Annotated in this window: 14 protein-coding genes and 1 tRNA gene; 13 read left to right on the forward strand and 2 right to left on the reverse strand. The window is 66.7% G+C overall.

Features of this window, described 5'->3' with window-relative positions; all coding sequences use genetic code 11:
- Positions 1-169: 169 nt before the first annotated feature.
- From tsaB to RWX87_RS04905, 8 genes are all read left to right on the forward strand, one after another.
- Positions 170-1,024, forward strand: a complete 855-nt coding sequence (gene tsaB, locus RWX87_RS04870; protein WP_314688132.1) for a tRNA (adenosine(37)-N6)-threonylcarbamoyltransferase complex dimerization subunit type 1 TsaB — start codon at positions 170-172, stop codon at positions 1,022-1,024.
- Positions 1,021-1,641 (forward strand): ribosomal protein S18-alanine N-acetyltransferase, encoded by a 621-nt coding sequence (gene rimI / locus RWX87_RS04875; RefSeq protein ID WP_314688135.1) that lies wholly within the window; start codon positions 1,021-1,023, stop codon positions 1,639-1,641. Before tsaB ends, rimI begins: the two co-directional genes overlap by 4 nt.
- Entirely contained in the window at positions 1,641-2,684 is a 1,044-nt protein-coding gene (gene tsaD, locus RWX87_RS04880) for a tRNA (adenosine(37)-N6)-threonylcarbamoyltransferase complex transferase subunit TsaD (RefSeq protein WP_314688157.1), read from the forward strand. The genes rimI and tsaD overlap by 1 nt, the downstream gene beginning before the upstream one ends.
- Positions 2,685-2,836: 152 nt before the next feature.
- A tRNA-Asn gene (locus tag RWX87_RS04885) sits at positions 2,837-2,912 on the forward strand.
- A gap of 311 nt (positions 2,913-3,223) precedes the next feature.
- Positions 3,224-5,041 carry an AMP-binding protein gene (locus RWX87_RS04890; protein WP_314688159.1) on the forward strand — a complete coding sequence of 606 codons (1,818 nt, stop codon included), beginning with the start codon at positions 3,224-3,226 and terminating at the stop codon, positions 5,039-5,041.
- A 175-nt stretch (positions 5,042-5,216) separates the two neighbouring features.
- On the forward strand, positions 5,217-6,005 hold the full coding sequence (locus tag RWX87_RS04895; RefSeq protein WP_314688138.1) for an amino acid ABC transporter ATP-binding protein: 789 nt from the start codon (positions 5,217-5,219) through the stop codon (positions 6,003-6,005).
- 507 nt (positions 6,006-6,512) lie between these two features.
- Positions 6,513-6,821, forward strand: coding sequence for a hypothetical protein (locus RWX87_RS06825; RefSeq protein WP_399552307.1), 309 nt, complete (start codon positions 6,513-6,515; stop codon positions 6,819-6,821).
- A gap of 79 nt (positions 6,822-6,900) precedes the next feature.
- Positions 6,901-8,724 (forward strand): AMP-dependent synthetase/ligase, encoded by a 1,824-nt coding sequence (locus RWX87_RS04905; protein WP_314688142.1) that lies wholly within the window; start codon positions 6,901-6,903, stop codon positions 8,722-8,724.
- A gap of 194 nt (positions 8,725-8,918) precedes the next feature.
- Here the strand turns inward: RWX87_RS04905 and RWX87_RS04910 are convergent, their stop codons facing one another.
- A complete protein-coding gene (locus RWX87_RS04910; RefSeq protein ID WP_314688143.1) occupies positions 8,919-10,358 on the reverse strand; it encodes a hypothetical protein in 1,440 nt (479 codons plus the stop codon).
- Positions 10,359-10,424: 66 nt separating this feature from the next.
- Positions 10,425-11,654: an NADP-dependent isocitrate dehydrogenase gene (locus RWX87_RS04915; protein ID WP_314688144.1), complete on the reverse strand. Its 1,230-nt coding sequence runs from the start codon at positions 11,652-11,654 to the stop codon at positions 10,425-10,427.
- A 120-nt stretch (positions 11,655-11,774) separates the two neighbouring features.
- Between RWX87_RS04915 and RWX87_RS04920 the strand changes: the two genes are divergently transcribed.
- The 5 genes from RWX87_RS04920 to rpsB form a co-directional block, all read left to right on the forward strand.
- Positions 11,775-12,902 (forward strand): GuaB3 family IMP dehydrogenase-related protein, encoded by a 1,128-nt coding sequence (locus RWX87_RS04920; protein ID WP_314688145.1) that lies wholly within the window; start codon positions 11,775-11,777, stop codon positions 12,900-12,902.
- A gap of 200 nt (positions 12,903-13,102) precedes the next feature.
- Positions 13,103-13,609: a hypothetical protein gene (locus tag RWX87_RS04925; protein WP_314688148.1), complete on the forward strand. Its 507-nt coding sequence runs from the start codon at positions 13,103-13,105 to the stop codon at positions 13,607-13,609.
- A 127-nt stretch (positions 13,610-13,736) separates the two neighbouring features.
- Positions 13,737-15,794 carry an AMP-dependent synthetase/ligase gene (locus RWX87_RS04930; RefSeq protein WP_314688150.1) on the forward strand — a complete coding sequence of 686 codons (2,058 nt, stop codon included), beginning with the start codon at positions 13,737-13,739 and terminating at the stop codon, positions 15,792-15,794.
- Complete coding sequence (locus tag RWX87_RS04935; protein WP_314688153.1) at positions 15,794-16,282, forward strand: peptide deformylase; 489 nt, start codon at positions 15,794-15,796, stop codon at positions 16,280-16,282. Before RWX87_RS04930 ends, RWX87_RS04935 begins: the two co-directional genes overlap by 1 nt.
- Before the next feature lie 307 nt (positions 16,283-16,589).
- Positions 16,590-17,398: 30S ribosomal protein S2 (gene rpsB, locus RWX87_RS04940; RefSeq protein WP_314688155.1), on the forward strand; the 809-nt coding region annotated here is incomplete at its 3' end.

Below are 17,398 nucleotides of genomic sequence, written 5' to 3' on the forward strand. Positions count from 1 at the left end.
GCCCGATGCCGACGGCGACAGAACGGTCGTGCTCGTGCCGGTGGGTGGCTCCTGGTCGGCGCGCCTGGGCCGGGCCCGTCTGGGAGGTCACGGGACGCAGCGCCGTGCCTGATCCGCGGGCATGGGATCGGCGGGGTCGTATAGTGGCTGGGGCGAGGAGGAAAGCGGCATGAGCGTGCTGGTGGTGGACACGGCCTTCGGATCCTGGGTCGGGGTCGTCGGATGCGATGCCGTCCGGGAGACGGATTCCCGCACCCATGTCGAATCCCTGGCGCGCGACGTCCGTCGTGCGCTTCGCGAGGCGGGAATCGGTCCCCGCGGCATCGATCGCATCATCGTGGGGCTGGGACCCGCCCCCTACACGGGTCTGAGAGTCGGAATCGTCACCGCGAAGGCGTTGGGATTCGCCATCGGCGCACCGCTTGTCGGCATCGACGACCTGACCCCCCAGGCCCGTCTGACCCTCGCCCTGCGTGGCGGGGACCCGGCCTTCGCATCCCTCCCACGCCGCGACCGTCTGCCGGCCGCGCTCCCGTCGGGCGCCCGCCATCTGACCCTGGCGGTGAATGACGCCCGTCGACGCCAGCTCTATGCGGCCCTGCTCGAGGATGACGGAACCCCCGTGCCGCTTCCATACGAGGATGGCATCAGGCCGGATGGAGACCGTGCCGATCGCAGGTCCGCAAGCATGGACATCGACCATCCCGATGTCCTCGTCCGCCGGGTCAATGCGGCGGTCGCGGGTTCGTCGGAGCCCTGCATCGTCGACGTCGCAGGACGGGGCGCCGTCCGCTACGACGCCGTGTGGGATGGTCTTGCCGCCCCCGGACTCGTCAGCGATGCCGTGCTGCTCGACGCCGGCGCGCGGGGGCTCGACCTTTTCGCCTCCGTCGCCGAAAGACGCGACCCGCACGGTGCCCGTCCCGTGGAGCCTCTGTATCTGCGGCGTCCCGACGTCTCGGTGCCGCCGCCGCTGAAGCAGGTCCTGGGGTCCGGACCGGCGACCAGGGCGGCGCGCCCGTGATCGTCGCCGCGGAGGATTTCGACCGCCAGACCCTCAGCCATGCCCTTGCCGGCCTCGAGTCCCGCTGCTTCGGGTCCGACGCCTGGACGTGCACGACGATCCTTGAGGAGCTCGCCGCCCCGGCGCGCACCTACATCGTCGACGTCGATGACGCCGTTCCTGCCGGAACGAGCGAGGCCGAGGCGTCCGACCGCCCCGAGAAGATCCGTGGATACGCGGGGTTCTGGTTCGACGGGGACGACGCCGAGCTGATGACCATCGCCGTCGATCCGCGGAGTCGTCGCCAAGGACTGGCCGGCTCCATGCTTCGTCAGCTGATCGACCGCGCGCGCGTTCTGGGCGCGCGGCGCATGCTGCTGGAGGTCAGGGTGGACAACGTCCCGGCTCTGGCCCTCTACCATGGCTTCGGCTTCACCCGTTTCGGGCTGCGGCGTCGGTACTATCAGCCCGAGGGCGTCGACGCCTATGTCATGGCTCTGGGCCTCGCGCCGCGGACCGCCGGCTTCTCCCCGTCTCAGGGGGACTCCACGCCGGAGGTACCGCGACGCATGTCGTCGGATCCGCCGCGGGGCGGCGGACGCGACGAGGGGAACGACGGATCGGGAATCGAGGGATGATGGGCGCTCCTGTGGTGCTGGGAATCGAATCGACCTGTGATGAGACGGCGGCGGCCGTGGTGCGCGGGCGTGAACTCGTCTCCAACGTGGTGGCTTCCTCCATGGAGGAGCATGCGCGCTACGGCGGGGTCATCCCCGAAATCGCCTCACGCGCGCATGCGGAGGCCTTCGTTCCGGTCGTGTCGAAGGCGCTGGCCGACGCGGACATGAGCGTGGCCGACGTGGACGCCATCGCCGTTTCGGCGGGGCCGGGGCTGGCGGGATGCCTCGCCGTCGGCGTCTCGGGGGCCAAGGCCCTTGCCCTGGCGGCCGACAAGCCCATCTATGGGATCAACCACGTCATCGGGCATATCGCCGTCACCCAACTGCAGTTCGGCCCGTTTCCGAAGGACGTGATGGCGCTGATCGTCTCCGGAGGTCACACCTCGCTGCTGCATGTCGTGGACGTCGCCCGTCATGTCGACGTGGTCGGCACCACCCTCGACGACGCGGCGGGGGAGTGTTTCGACAAGGTCGCCCGGCTGCTCGGCTTCCCCTACCCGGGAGGTCCGCATATCGACCGGCATGCCCGGCTGGGGGACCCCCATGCCCTCAGGGTGCCCCAGGGGCTGACTCAGGGTCGCGCCGGGCGCGAGCATCCCTATGACTTCAGCTTCTCGGGCGTCAAGACGGCCGTGGCGCGTTGGGTGGAGGCGCGCATGAGGGCCGATGAGGACGTCCCCGTCGATGACGTCTGCGCCTCCCTCGCGGATTCCGTCGCCTCGGTGCTGTCACGCAAGGCGCTTGACGGCTGCCGCGAATACGGGTCGAAGACGCTGATCGTCGGAGGAGGGTTCTCCGCGAACTCCCAGCTCAGGGAGCGTCTGGCCGCCGATGGCGCATCGAGGGGGATCGAGGTCCGCATCCCGCGTATCGCGCTGTGCACGGACAACGGCGCCATGGTCGCCATGCTGGGGGTCAATCTCGTGGAGGCCGGCATCAGGCCCTCCGATCCTGGGTTCGGCATCGATTCCGCCATGCCTCTGACGACCGTCAGCGTCTGATCCGGATCCTGCGGCTGCGGGGATGTGCTTCGGGACGTCGACGACACGCCCTGCCCACGGGTTGCGTGCTCGGGGAAGCCGAGTATCATCAATGACTTGTGCACTGCGCAAGCGGATGCACGCCGGGACCCGGATATTCGGGCATCGGATATTCCTGCGTAGCTCAGTTGGCAGAGCGTCCGACTGTTAATCGGATGGTCGCTGGTTCAAGCCCAGCCGCAGGAGCCATCGAAAGGACCCGTTCCCTGGGGGAGCGGGTCCTTCGCTTTTCATCCCTCCGGTCCCGTGTCCGGGGGCGCGTGGACGACACCCCCGGTTGGGCGATGACGGGGGACATATGTCGGGCTGGGGACGAGGTCATGCCGCGTTCTTCGGGGCCACGGTCGTCCCTCGGGGATCCGTCCGGGCAACGGGGCCGGGGTGGAGAACCGGTTCCGTCGTCCTCGGCCCCGGAACCGTCGGACCGTGGCGGACGACTAGAGTGAAGCCCAGCAGGGGCCGCGGGGCCCGCATGGGGAGAGGGGTTTCGTATGCCGCATCTGATCAAGGAGTTCACCCAGCCGATCCGGGAGATCACCACTGACGAGCAGAGCGTCTTCTCCATTCTGCTCGATCGCGTCAATCGCAGCCCCGATGACGGCCTCATTGAATACAGGGACGCCCGGGGAGGCTGGGGCCGGTTCACCGCCCGGGAGTTCCTCGACAGGGTCACGGCCTTCGCCAGGGGGCTCGTCGCCAAGGGCATCAAGCCCGGCGACGCGGTGTCGATCCTGTCCAGGACGCGCTGGGAGTGGACCGCGCTCGATATGGCGATCCTCGCGGTGGGAGCCGTCACGGTGCCCGTGTACGAGACGAATTCGCCGGCGCAGGTGAAGGCCATATTCGAGGATTCGCACGTCATCATGGCCTTCGCCGAGGACGCCTCGCAGGACGACAAGATCGAACGCGTCCGCTCCGACGTCCCCTTCCTGCGGGAGGTCCTCGTCATCGATTCACCGGATCTCGACGGTCTGGTGGAGTTCGGCCGCCGCGTCGGCGACGCCGAGCTCCGGGCCCGCACGACCGCGGTGCGCGGTCACGACCTCGCCACCATCGTGTACACCTCGGGTTCCACCGGCAGACCCAAGGGAGTGGAGATCACCCATGCCAACCTCGTCTCCATCTCCTACAACAGCCGTGACTTCATGCCGGAGGTCTCCATGTCGCAGAACAGCCGACTGCTGCTGTTCCTCCCGCTCGCCCACGTCTTCGCCCGCTATCTGCAGTACCTCGCCTTCGCCGGGACGGTGACGCTCGGGCTGACGGGCAATATTCGCGACTTCATATCCGATGTGAGGACCTTCCGCCCCACCTTCATCCTCGGAGTCCCGCGAATCTTCGAGAAGATCTACAACGCCGCCTCCCAGAAGGCCGGGAAGGGAGCGGCCGGGCGCGTCTTCCTGCGATCCGTCCGCGTCGCGCGCGCGTGGTCCCATGCCCAGCAGTCGGGACGGCCGATCCCTCGGCTGCTCACCCTACGCCGGGGTTTCTATGGTCGTCTCGTCTATCGCCAGATTCTCGAGGTGCTTGGCGGGAACGTGGAATACGCCATCTGCGGAGGGGCCCCTCTCGACCCGGATATCGCGCATTTCTTCAACGGCATCGGTCTGCCGCTGCTCGAGGGCTTCGGCATGACCGAAACCTGCGCGCCCGTCAGCGTCAACATCCCGAAGGCCTTCCGCATCGGATCCGTCGGCAAACCCATCTATGGCATGGGATACGGCGTCGCCGAGGACGGCGAGCTGCTCATCCGCGGGGGAAGCGTCTGCCGCGGATACCACAACCGGCCTGACCTCACACGCGAGGCGATCGTCGACGGATGGCTGCGCACCGGCGACCTCGGTGACATCGACGAGGACGGATTCGCCTACGTCACCGGGCGCAAGAAGGACCTCATCATCACGGCGGGCGGCAAGAACGTCTCCCCGGAGCCGCTGGAGGCCGCGGTGCTGTCGTCGCCCGTGATCGACCAGTGCATGGTCATCGGGGACAGGAAGCCCTTCGTCGCCGCCCTGGTGACGGTGAACGTCCCCGACGTCAGCTCCTGGCTGGTCTCCCAGGGTCTCGATCCCGTCTCCACGGTGGACGAGACAAGGCGGAGCCCGGTCGTCAGGGCCGAGATCGACCGGGCCGTCGCCAAGGCCAACGCCCTCGTCTCCCGCGCCGAATCGATACGCAAATACGTCATCCTGGACGACCGCTTCAGCGCGAAGGACGGCACTCTGACGACGTCCCTGAAGATCCGCCGTGCCGCCATCCTCGACCGGTTCCACGAGGTCATCGACCATGAGATCTACGTTCCTCGCGGGCGCTCGTGACCTCATTCCCCGCATCCGTCCACGGGCTTCCGCGCCGCCGCCAGCATTTCCGACACACCCCGCCGTCGCCTGGAAAGCCAGCCCTTTAGACTGAACGGTGAGCCGAAGGTCTCCGGGCTCCGGTCGTATCCGCTGCCTCGGACCACACGACGACGAGGGGATGGTGGGCCACGTCATGACGGTAACGCCCGGTGTCATCGAGGGACGGGGAGCGGCCGACGCAGGCGGTCGTACGCTCGTCGAGCTGCGTCATGTGGACAAGCACTTCGGCGACCTGCATGTGCTCAGGGACATCAACCTGACGGTGACCAGCGGCGAGGTGCTTGTCGTCATCGGTCCGTCCGGGTCGGGCAAGTCGACGCTGTGCCGCACGATCAACAGGCTTGAGAGTATCGATTCCGGGGAGATTCTCATCGATGGCCGGCCTCTTCCGCAGGAGGGCCGTGAGCTGACCAGACTTCGTGCGGAGGTCGGGATGGTCTTCCAGTCCTTCAACCTCTTCGCGCACAAGACGATTCTGGAGAACGTCACCCTGGCGCCGCGCAGGGTCCTCCATGAATCGAAGGCCAAGGCGGAGGAGGAGGCCATGCGTCTTCTCGACAGCGTGGGGGTGGCCGACCAGGCGGGCAAGTTCCCCGCCCAGCTGTCAGGTGGTCAGCAGCAGCGCGTCGCGATCGCACGTTCGCTGGCGATGCATCCCAAGGTCATGCTGTTCGACGAGCCCACAAGCGCGCTCGACCCGGAGATGATCAGCGAGGTGCTGGACGTCATGGTCGATCTGGCTCGGAGAGGCATGACGATGGTGGTCGTCACGCATGAGATGGGCTTCGCGCGCCAGGCCGCCGACAGGGTCGTGTTCATGGCCGACGGCCAGATCGTGGAACAGGGGACGCCGGCCGAGTTCTTCGACCACACCCGTACGGACCGCGCCAGGGAGTTCCTGGGCAAGATACTTCAGCATTAGTTCGCGGGACGCGGTGCGATGCCGGCGACTTGCACCGGCATGTTCGTGCACGGACCCCGTCCCCGCTGGTCCAGGGCGTCGATGCCCCCCATGCTGGTTCCGATCCCTCTCGCGGAGGGCCGATAACCGACAGGGGATGTCATGGCCTACTTGGCATCGGATCGACCTCGGGCATGGCGGCGTTGCCGTGCTCGTTTGGCATGCCGAATGCGATCCATCGTCATCGTGTCGTTGTGGATGGCACTGCTGCTTCCGCCGGTTCCGCGATCCGGCGTCGTCTCTCCGGCGGGTTCGCGGTGGTGGGCCGACACGGCAACGATATGTCTGCGTGAGTCGAAACCGCGCGTCCAACAGGCGCAGGACCCTGTTTCGACGGAATCGTCAGGTTTCCCCGATCATGGAGGGTGTGCCTTCGGCTTCGTTCTCCCGATCGAAGGCGGAGCCGTCTCGGCGGTTTTTCGTGCCCCTGCGTTTGCCTGGTCGTCCGGACATCGAGGGGTCGATCTGGTGCTCGGGGATGACCGGACCCTCGTGGCCCCCGCCGACGGCACGATAAGCTTCGTCGGAGCCGTGGCAGGCAAATCGGTCGTCAGCATCGACCACGGGGGATTCACGTCCTCACTCGAACCGGCCGGCGGCGGTCCGACGGTGGGGACCACGGTCCGCGCCGGCGAACGCGTGGGCGTCGCCGAAGGAGGTTCCGACCACTGTGGCGGACGATGCGTGCACTGGGGGGTGCGGACGACGGCGGGGGAGTATCGTGACCCTCTGTCATTCGTCGGTTCGGGGGTGACGCTCAAGCCGCTCGAGGGGTGACGACCGACCGCGCCCCTTCGGATGGGTAGAATCGGTGTGGGTTCCGCGAATCCGCGGGACGGACCACCGAGGGAGAGCAATGCGCCACGAATACACCCGACCGCTTGATGCCCCGATCGACAGCGACGACAACGTCTTTTCCCTGCTTGAGGGGCGCGTGCGGCGCGATCCCGAGGGAATCCTCATCGAGTATCCCGAGGGTGGCGAATGGAAGTCGTTCACGGCCCGCGCTTTCCGCGATCTTGTGGTGTCGCTGGCCAAGGGCCTTATCGCCAGGGGCATAGACCAAGGTGATGCCGTGGCCATCATCGCCCACACCTCCTGGCAATGGACCGCGCTGGACACCGCCATCATGTCCATCGGGGCCCTGACCGTGCCCGTGTACGAGACCAATTCGCCGGCCCAGGTGAGGATGATCTTCAACGATTCGAAGGTCGTCATGGCCTTCGCCGAGGACGGCTCCCAGCGTGCGAAGATCGAGCAGGTCGCCTCCGACTGCCATGAGCTGAAGGATGTTCTCGTCATCGCCGATGACGCCCTCGCCGCCATCGCGGAGCTTGGCCGGTCGGTGAGCGACGAGGACTTCGAACGGCGTCGGGCTGCCGTGAAGGGGTCGGATCTGGCCACCATCGTGTACACCTCGGGGTCCACGGGAACGCCCAAGGGGATCGAGCTGTCCCATTCCAACTTCGTGTTCATCGTCCACGCCGGAATCCAGTCGATGCCCGACATCGCCCTCAAGCCCGATCGTCGTCTGCTCCTGTTCCTGCCGCTGGCGCACGTGTTCGCGCGGTACATGCAGTTCTTCAGCTTCGCCGGCAACATCACGCTGGGGCTGTCCAGCAACCTCAAAACCATCCTGTCCGACTTCCACGCCTTCCGACCGACCTTCATCCTCGCCGTGCCGAGAATCTTCGAGAAGATCTACAACGCCGCCTCGCAGAAGGCCGGCTCGGGTCTCACCGGACGCATCTTCGCCGGGTCGGCGGAGATCGCGCGCGCCTGGTCGCGCGCCCAGCAGTCCGGTCGTCCCATCCCCGTGGCTCTGAGGCTGCGCCGATCACTGTACCGTCGGCTCGTGTATCGTCAGATTCTCGATGTGTTCGGCGGATCGGTGGAATATGCGGTTTCGGGCGGTGCGCCCATGGATCCGTGCATCGCCCACTTCTTCAACGGCGTCGGTCTTCCCCTGCTGGAGGGGTACGGCATGACGGAGACCTGCGCGCCGGCCACGGTGAATCCGACCCAGGGCTACCGCATCGGCACCATAGGCGTTCCTCTGCAGGGAGTGTCGGTGGGGGTCGACGACGACGGCGAGCTGTGCATCCGCAGCCGCGCGGTCTGCGTGGGTTACCACAACCATCCGGAGATAACCCGCGGCCAGATCGTCGACGGCTGGCTGCACACGGGCGATCTGGGTGACGTCGACGAGGACGGCTTCGTTCGCCTCACCGGGCGCAAGAAGGACCTCATCATCACGGCGGGCGGCAAGAACGTCTCACCGGGCGAGCTGGAGGCCTCCGTGATGTCCTCACCGGTCGTCGACCAGTGCGTGGTGATAGGGGACCGCCGTCCCTTCGTCGCCGCGCTCGTCACCATCGACGTCGCGGACGCCAACCAGTGGCTGGCCTCCCAGGGAGCGAAGCCGGTCGCGAACCTTGAGGAGGCCTCCCGGAACCCCATCATCCGCACCGAGGTCGAAAGGGCCGTGTCGGTCGCCAACGAGCTGGTCTCCCGTGCGGAATCCATCCGCAAGTTCCAGATTCTGCCGGACGTGTTCACCCAGGGCAACGGCATGCTCACCCCCAGCCTCAAGGCTCGCAGACAGGTCATCGTCGAGCATTACGCCGACGTCATCGACCATGTGATCTATGTGCCGAGGAAGCCGTCCGATCGGACCTGACGACGGGTCCCGACGTGGGATGGGGCGCTGATCGGGCGCCGCGCTGAACGCGTCCCATCGTGATCCGTTCCGTCCGCGTCATCGGTGGATGTGACGCGTGGCACGGGGCGTTCCTAGGCCCGGCCCTGCTCACACCGCTGCGGTTCCCTGGAGAGCGGGGCCTCAGCCGGCCTCGCCTCCTCTCCGAAACTCCTCTACAGACCGGCGTCGGCCAGCGAGACGTATCCGGGGTCGATCAGCGTCTTCTTGAGATTCGATGCGCTGACGGTGAGAAGCTTGGGCCGCAGAACGGCGATTCTCCGTCCCTTGACGGTCGTCATGGTGATGGACTTCAGACCGTTCGCTGTTTTTCCCGCGTCCAGTCTGGCGCAGGCTTCGGCCGTCTGCGTCGTCGTCGTGGCGATGTCCTCCAGCGAGGTCATCCACAGTCTGCCATCGACTATCTGCGGGAGCATGCCCGTGCTCGCACCGAATGAAGTGACGATCGGCCAGCGGGAGTCGGTCGCGTTGCCTGTCGTGTCGCCGCCGGTGGGTTCGGGAACGGGGCTGCGGACGACGTCATGTCTGCCGGTGATGCCTTCCACGATGCCGGAGATGCTGATGGAGGGGTTGACGTCCGCGGAGGACCCTGTGTAGCCCAGGGTCGTCAGTTCGTCGACGACTCCGGATGCCGCCGCGTCGGTCATGGCGATGACGCCGTCGATTCGCGTCCGCGATCCGCTTCCGTCGTCGAGACGTGACGCCAGCTCCTTCGCCGAGTTCTTCGTCATCGACGAGGTGGACGATCCCGCGTCATAGACGACGGAGCCCCAGTCGTCCTCTGTCGTCGCGGCTGACAGGGTCCCCGACGTGCTGACGGCGACTCCCTTGCGGAAGTAGGGTCCAAGCACGTCCCAGACGCCGGCGAAGGCCTCGGCGTCGGTGGAGTCATCGGTTGCTGGGATGAGCACCTCGATGATGCGGGGATCCGAGGCCGTAGCCTTGCCGAGCTCGATCTTGTCGACGAGCTTCAGAGCCTGAGTCCGTCCGATCTGCCGCGCCCTCGAGGGCTGCACGAGCAGGTCAGGGGAGAAGCCGTCGAGCGCATTGGACACGAGGACCACATGCATGCCGGAACGTCGTGCAAGGGAGAGGGCGTTCGTCAGAGCGGGGGTGTCGGCGTCCTCATCCGCGGCGGTCCTCGTCAGAAGGTCGCCGTACGAATCGTCGTCCGTCGCATCCTCCGGCACCGGCGCGACGACAAGCGTGGTGCTGGTCGCCGCGCCGGACGAGGTGGACCTTGCCGCGGCTTTGACGACGAAGTCCCTGACGGCCTTCGCCTGGGCCTCGCTGGTCCGGGATGTGGTCGTGGTGATCGAATCGGAGTCGAATCCCACAGAGACCAGCGACTTCTTCAATTCGGCGCGAAGAAGGCTCCACGTCCCCAGAGGGGCGTCCGAACCGCGAACCAGGGAATCCGCAGGAGTGAACACCGCCACGGAACCGGATGCGGAGGATCCCGCTGACGACGTGGCGGACGAGGACGTGCCCGTTGGAGCGCCGCATCCGGCCGCCAGCACGACCAGGGTCCCGGCGGCCACCAGAACGCGGACGATCCGCCTTCGCAGGACTGTCCTGGGATGACGATTCGGCATATCCCACCACCTTCCGGACCCAGCATAGGATACGCCGCCGCGCTTGTGTCGGGTGCGGAGCCGGGATTAGTCCCTCGCCGAGGAGAACAGCGCCCTGGCGAGCTCCTCGTCGAGGGCGTCCATGAAGCCCTCGGTGTCCAGCCAGGGCTGGTCAGGTCCGACGAGCATGGCGAGGTCCTTCGTCATCCGCCCTGACTCCACGGTGGAGACGATGACCTTCTCGAGGATGTCGGCGAAGCGCTCCACGCCGGGCGTCCCGTCAAGCGCGGCGCGGTGACGCAGACCTCCCGTCCAGGCGAAGATCGAGGCGATGGGGTTCGTCGAGGTCTTCTCGCCCTTGAGCCAGCGGCGGTAGTGCCGGGTCACCGTGCCGTGCGCGGCCTCGGCCTCCACCGTTCGGCCATCAGGGGTCATGAGGACGGAGGTCATGAGACCAAGCGACCCGAATCCCTGGGCGACGCTGTCGGACTGCACGTCGCCGTCGTAGTTCTTGCAGGCCCAGATGTAGCCGCCGTGCCACTTGAGGGAGCTCGCCACCATGTCGTCGATGAGACGATGCTCGTAGGTGAGGCCCGCCTTGTCGAAGCGATCCTTGTACTCGGTTTCGAACACCTCGGCGAAGATGTCCTTGAACCGCCCGTCGTAGGCCTTGAGGATGGTGTTCTTCGTCGACAGGTACACCGGGCAGCGGCGCAGCAGTCCGTAATTGAAGCAGGCCCGCGCGAATCCGCGTATGGACTCGTCGAGGTTGTACTGAACCTGGGCGACCCCGGACCCCGGGTAGTCGAACACGATGCGCTCGACGGGCTCGGACCCGTCCGACGGGGTGAAGGTCACGGTGAGGCGTCCCGGACGGTCCACGCGGAAGTCGGTCGCCTTGTACTGGTCGCCGAAGGCGTGTCGGGCGACGATGATCGGCTTCGTCCATCCGGGGACCAGCCTCGGGATGTTCGAGATGACGATGGGCTCGCGGAAGATGGTCCCGCCGAGGATGTTGCGGATGGTGCCGTTGGGCGACTTCCACATCCTCTTGAGCCCGAACTCCTCCACCCTGGCCTCATCGGGGGTGATGGTGGCGCATTTGACGCCGACGTGCTCGCGCTGGATGGCACGGGCCGCGTCGATGGTCACCTGGTCGTCGGTGGCGTCGCGGTTCCGGATGCCCAGGTCGTAGTAGTCGAGGTCCACGTCCAGATAGGGGAGGATCAGACGCTCCCTGATCTGCTTCCAGATGACTCTGGTCATTTCGTCGCCGTCGAGTTCGACGACCCTGCCGACGACCTTGATCTTGGCCATATGCCCTCCTGTCGGGTGATGGGTGACCCCACCAGTATTAGCGCAGGGTCTGTAACGGGGACCCGACGGGACGTCGGACGCGTGGCTCCCACGTCAGACCCGCGAAGTAGCGTGGTGCCCATGACTCAGGAGATCGAGATCGGATTGGGCAAGAAGGGCCGTCTGGCCTATTCGCTGGATGACGTGGCCATCGTGCCCTCGCGGCGCACGCGTGACCCTCAGGACGTCTCGACGGCATGGACGATCGACGCCTACGAGTTCGGCGTGCCTGTCATCGCCGCTCCGATGGACTCCGTGACCAGCCCGGCCACGGCCATCGCCCTGGGAAGGCTCGGTGCTCTTGGCGTTCTGGACCTTGAGGGACTGTGGACCCGCTACGATGATCCGGCCCCCCTGCTGGACGAGATCGCCGGCCTGCCCGACGACGAGGCGACGCGTCGCATCCAGGAGATCTACAGGCAGCCCGTGCGGGCCGATCTCATCACGAGGCGGCTCCAGGAGATCCGCGCCGCGGGCGTCACCGTGGCGGGGGCCCTGTCCCCGCAGCGGACCCAGGAGTTCTATTCCACGGTGGTCGATGCGGGCGTCGACCTCTTCGTCATCCGCGGCACGGCCGTGTCGGCCGAGCATGTCTCGCGCGACCATGAGCCGTTGAACCTCAAGAAGTTCATCTACGACCTGGACGTGCCCGTGATCGTCGGGGGTGCGGCGAGCTACACGGCGGCCCTGCATCTCATGCGCACGGGAGCGGCCGGCGTTCTCGTGGGCTTTGGGGGCGGCGCCGTCTCCGCCACGCGCACCACGATCGGTCTCGAGGCCCCGATGGCCACGGCCATCGCCGATGTCGCCGAGGCGCGGCGCGACTATATGGACGAGTCCGGCGGACGCTATGTGCAGGTCATCGCCGATGGTGGCATGGGCACCTCCGGGAGCTTCGTCAAGGCCCTTGCCCTGGGAGCCGACGCCGTCATGCTCGGGGCCCCTCTGGCGCGTTCGACGACCGCTCCCGGGCAGGGGAAGCACTGGGGCGCCGAGGCCAGACACCAGACCCTGCCGCGGGGCCGTCGCACCGATGTCGGCACCGCAGGAAGCCTTGAGGAGATCCTCTTCGGGCCCAGCCACGAGGCCGATGGTCGCACCAATTTCCTTGGCGCCCTGAGACGGGCCATGGCGTCGACGGGGTACGTCGACCTGAAGGGCTTCCAGCGCTGCGGCGTCGTCGTCACTCCCTATACGCCCCGGGTGTAGCGCTTCCCTTCGCGTCGGCCTACGGAGGCCCGACAGCGGCCGAACCGTGACGGTCTTCAGCCGACGCCCAGCTTCCGTTCCAGTTATCCACATCCGTTTCCCCGTCGATTGACAGGATTCCTCCATTCATGATGTTGTGGGATGACTGGTGGGTCATGGCAGGGAACGGACCCGAGGGTCCGACGCGGGAAGGAGCCGGGATGGCGGCACGAGATGGCGTTGGACGTGGCGGGTCGGATCGCCTTGGGGATGTGGATCCGCCCTTCGTCATCGAGGGCCTGCTTGCCGTCGCGTTCGGAGGCGGCGCGGTTCCCTACCGCATCTCCATGACCTTTCGCAGCGATCTGGACCGCGTGCAGTTTCACGCCGCGGCCATGCGGACCTGCCAGCTGGCGTGCATGGCCGCGGACATGGTGAGGGGCCGCGACGTTCCGCCAGCCATGGAGCGTGTCGTGTCGACGTCATGTCTGAGCCGCCTGAGGACCATGTCCATGCTGATGGACATTCGTCTCAACTCCGACGCGGAGCTGCGCAGCCGGATGTGCAAGCCGCCGGTGGTCCCGCGCCTGGTGAACGGGATGCTGGTCAGTCCGACGAGGTTCGACATGAGCGTGTGCCTGGGAATCGGATCGCAGGGATACTGCTCCTCCGTCGTCCTGTCCCTGATGGGCAGCCGGTGGGTATGCGTGCTCGCGGACTTCGGCTAGACCGGGGTCCGGGAACTGTGCGGGGTGCGTCCTCACCGGTCCGGGAACCAGGTCGACGGGTCGACGTGGCGCGTCGTCACGGCCCCCTCAGGAGGGGCGCAGGCGTGGCCGCACTATAGTGAAGCCTATGCTTCGTGAATTTGCCGTTGACGTCATCCATCCCACGACCGAGAGGGACACCGTCTTCTCCCTTCTCGCGAACCGCGCGGCGCGCGACCGCGACGACCTGATCGCCCAGTGGCAGAAGGCGCCGTCGAGGCGCTGGAGGGACGTGACCGCGGGGGAGATGCTCGATCGCGTCCGCGCCGTCGCCAAAGGACTTCTGCGTCTGGGGGTGCGGAAGGGATCCAAGGTCGTCATCTATTCGGCCACCTGCTACGACTGGGGGGTCGTGGACTTCGCCTGCGCTGCGGTCGGCGCCGTCTCCGTCCCCATCTACGAGACGGACTCGCCGGCGCAGGCCAAGGGCCTCGTCGCCGATGTCGGACCGGTGGTCGCCTTCGCCGGAGGCTCCGGGCGCGCACGCGTCCTGGAGGAGGCTCTGCCGCATACGGATGGCGTGGCCGCGGTGTTCAACTTCGAGGCCGACGGGCTCGACGCCGTCGTGGATTTCGGGGAGTCCGTGGACGATGCCGCTCTTGACGCGGCCATCGCCGCCGTGAGGGCCGATGACCCGGCGACGATCGTCTATACCTCCGGGTCCACGGGGCGCCCGAAGGGCGCGGTGCTGTCCCACCGCAACTTCACCCATATCGTCTTCGCGGGCTATGACGTGCTCAACGACATGCTCTACCAGCCGAGCCGGCTGTTGCTGTTCCTTCCGCTCGCGCACTGCTTCGCCCGGTACATCCAGTACGTGGCCATCGGCGCCCACGGTGTCGTCGGCTATCTGCCTGGCGCGCAGCATCTGCTCGCCGACCTGCATGGATTCCGCCCCACCTATCTCCTCGGGGTCCCCCGCGTCTTCGAGAAGGTCTACAACGCCGCCTCGCAGAAGGCCGGTCCAGGAATCCGCGGTCGAATCCTCGCCTCGGCGTTCGACCATTTCGTGCGCTGGTCGAAGGAGGAGGACGGCGGGCGGCATACAGCCCGTGAGCGTCTCGCCCACTCCTTCTACGAGGCCGCCGTCGGGTCCTCCATCAGGTCGGCGCTCGGGCCTGACCTGCACTACCTGGCCTGCGGCGGAGCGCCCATCGACCCCGACCTCGCCCATTTCTTCAACGGCATCGACGGCATCACCTTCATCCAGGGCTACGGGATGACGGAGACCGCCGCACCCTGCATCGTGAACTTCGCCGACGCGAACAGGGTGGGATCGGTGGGACGTCCCGGTCCGGGCATAGCGGTGAGGCTCGCCGACGACGACGAGCTTCTCATCAAAGGCCCCAACGTGTTCCTCGGCTACCATGGACGGCCGGATCTGACGTCCGAGACCCTGGACTCCGACGGATGGCTGCACAGCGGCGACCTGGCCACCATCGACGACGAGGGCTTCATCACCATCACGGGCCGCAAGAAGGACATCATCATCACCGCGGGCGGCAAGAACGTCAGCCCAGCTCCCCTGGAGCAGGCGATCGCCACATGCCCCATCGTCTCCCACGCGGTGGTCATCGGGGACGGACGTCCCTTCATCTCGGCCCTCGTGGCGCTCGACGAGGACATGGTCCGCTCCTGGCTGGCCGGTCAGGGGCTGGACTCCGCTGCCCCGCTGACAGAGATCACGCGCAGCGAGGCCGTCCGCGCCTTCGTCCAGCAGTACGTCGATCAGGCGAACAGCGGGGTGTCGAGGGCCGAATCCGTCCGCAAGTTCGCCATTCTCGACGAGGACTTCACCCAGGACGAGGGCACTCTCACCCCGAGCATGAAGGTCGTGCGGGCCAAGGTCATCGCCCGCTACGCCCATGTCATCGACGAGGAGATCTACGCCCCACGCGGCGATGCGCGTCCGGCTCCGGCGACGGTGAAGATTCTCGACAGGACAACCCAGACCGTGCGCCAGGCGTCGCAGACGGTGAAGGAGGCCTCCCAGACCATGTCGCCCATCGTCCGGCAGGCCCTCGACCAGGCCAGGGCCACCGTCGACTCGAGGCTGCTTCATTCGGGGCAGGACGACGTACGGACCCAGAACGACGGGGATTCCCGGGCCGACGGGACCTCCGGGGCCGAGAGGGGACGTGACTGATGGCGGTCCGCGACATCCGAGTCGTTCCAGACCCCGTGCTTCGGACGCCCTGTGACCCCGTGAGGGGAATCACCCCGGCCGTCAGACGTCTCGTGGAGGATCTCGTCGACACCGTCAACGATCCCGGACGGGCGGGTCTGTCGGCCAACCAGGTGGGGGTGAGTCTGCGCGTCTTCTCCTACAACATCGACGGCAGGGTCGGATACGTCATCAATCCCGTCATCGAGGAGCTCCGCGGAGAGCAGTACGGCGACGAGGGCTGTCTGTCCCTGCCTGGACTGTGGTATGGGACGCGCCGCGCCGACTATGCGCGCTGTCGTGGCATCGACCTTGACCGTCATGCCGTGGTTCTCGAGGGACGCGGCGTCATGGGTCGGATGATCCAGCATGAATGCGACCATCTCGACGGCCATGTGTTCATCGACAGACTCGAGAAGGACGAACGCCGGGCCGCCATGCGCCTCATGCGGTCGGCGTCCCTGCGCTGACGCCTGGCGGTTCGCGGCGAGAGGCCGGTGGGATCGCCGTATCGTCCCGTCCGCATCGCGGTTTCTGCCCGTGGGAGATGGACGCCGGGGCGCGCCGTAGGCGGTCCCCGGAAAGGGTTCGTCCTGTGGTACCATGAAGGCTTGTGCGTCCTGACGTCCGTGTCCCGCGTGGAGGATCCGCGGGCGTCGCAACCGAGACGACGCACGAATTCGCGCCATGTCCGCGACGGCCTGCGTCGGTCGGTCCCTTCGGGGGCTGTACTCGGGCCAGCATGGCCAGGCAAGAACCGACAGGAAGGCACACCCAATGGCTCAGATCACCATGAGCGACATGCTGAAGGCAGGATTGCACTTCGGCCATCAGACCCGTCGCTGGAACCCGAAGATGAAGCAGTACATCCTCACCCAGCGCAACGGCATCCACATCATCAACCTCTTCAAGTCGCTCGACCTTATCGACAAGGCCTACGACTTCATCCGCACCACCGTGGCGCACAATGGCACCGTGCTGTTCGTCGGCACCAAGAAGCAGGCGCAGGACGCCATCAGCACCCAGTCGAGCCGCGTGAGCATGCCCTATGTCTCCGAGCGCTGGCTGGGCGGCATGCTCACCAACTTCCAGACGGTCTCCAAGCGTGTGGCACGTCTCAAGGAGCTCGAGGAGATGGACTTCACCGACGTCCACGGCTCCGGTCTGACCAAGAAGGAGCTGCTGCTCCTCAAGCGCGAGAAGGACAAGCTGGAGAAGCAGCTCGGGGGCATCCGTGCGATGACCCGGACGCCTTCGGCACTGTTCGTCGTCGACATCAACAAGGAGGCCCTGGCCGTCGAGGAGGCTCACAAGCTGAGCATCCCGGTCGTCGCCGTCGTCGACACCAATACGGATCCCGACCTTGTCGACTACCCGATTCCGGCCAACGATGATGCCATCCATGGCATCAATCTTCTGACCACCCTCATCGCCGACGCCGTGGCGGATGGTCTTCTGGACCGTTCCGGCAAGGCTGAGAAGGCCGAGGACGCCACCGAGCAGCCCCTCGCCGCATGGGAGAAGGATCTGCTCACCGGGGACGCCGCCGCTCCCGCGGATCCGGCCGTCCCGGCCGCCGAATCGGC

It is taken from the genome of uncultured Bifidobacterium sp., assembly GCF_963540075.1.
In the GTDB taxonomy this organism is placed as follows: domain Bacteria; phylum Actinomycetota; class Actinomycetes; order Actinomycetales; family Bifidobacteriaceae; genus Bifidobacterium.

Coding starts and splice junctions, on each gene's coding strand:
- tsaB (WP_314688132.1), top strand. CDS start 170: ATGAGCGTGCTGGTGGTGGACACGGCCTTCGGATCCTGGGTCGGGGTC.
- tsaD (WP_314688157.1), top strand. CDS start 1,641: ATGGGCGCTCCTGTGGTGCTGGGAATCGAATCGACCTGTGATGAGACG.
- RWX87_RS04895 (WP_314688138.1), top strand. CDS start 5,217: ATGACGGTAACGCCCGGTGTCATCGAGGGACGGGGAGCGGCCGACGCA.
- RWX87_RS04905 (WP_314688142.1), top strand. CDS start 6,901: ATGCGCCACGAATACACCCGACCGCTTGATGCCCCGATCGACAGCGAC.
- RWX87_RS04910 (WP_314688143.1), bottom strand. CDS start 10,358: ATGCCGAATCGTCATCCCAGGACAGTCCTGCGAAGGCGGATCGTCCGC.
- RWX87_RS04915 (WP_314688144.1), bottom strand. CDS start 11,654: ATGGCCAAGATCAAGGTCGTCGGCAGGGTCGTCGAACTCGACGGCGAC.
- RWX87_RS04920 (WP_314688145.1), top strand. CDS start 11,775: ATGACTCAGGAGATCGAGATCGGATTGGGCAAGAAGGGCCGTCTGGCC.
- RWX87_RS04925 (WP_314688148.1), top strand. CDS start 13,103: ATGGCGGCACGAGATGGCGTTGGACGTGGCGGGTCGGATCGCCTTGGG.
- RWX87_RS04930 (WP_314688150.1), top strand. CDS start 13,737: ATGCTTCGTGAATTTGCCGTTGACGTCATCCATCCCACGACCGAGAGG.
- RWX87_RS04935 (WP_314688153.1), top strand. CDS start 15,794: ATGGCGGTCCGCGACATCCGAGTCGTTCCAGACCCCGTGCTTCGGACG.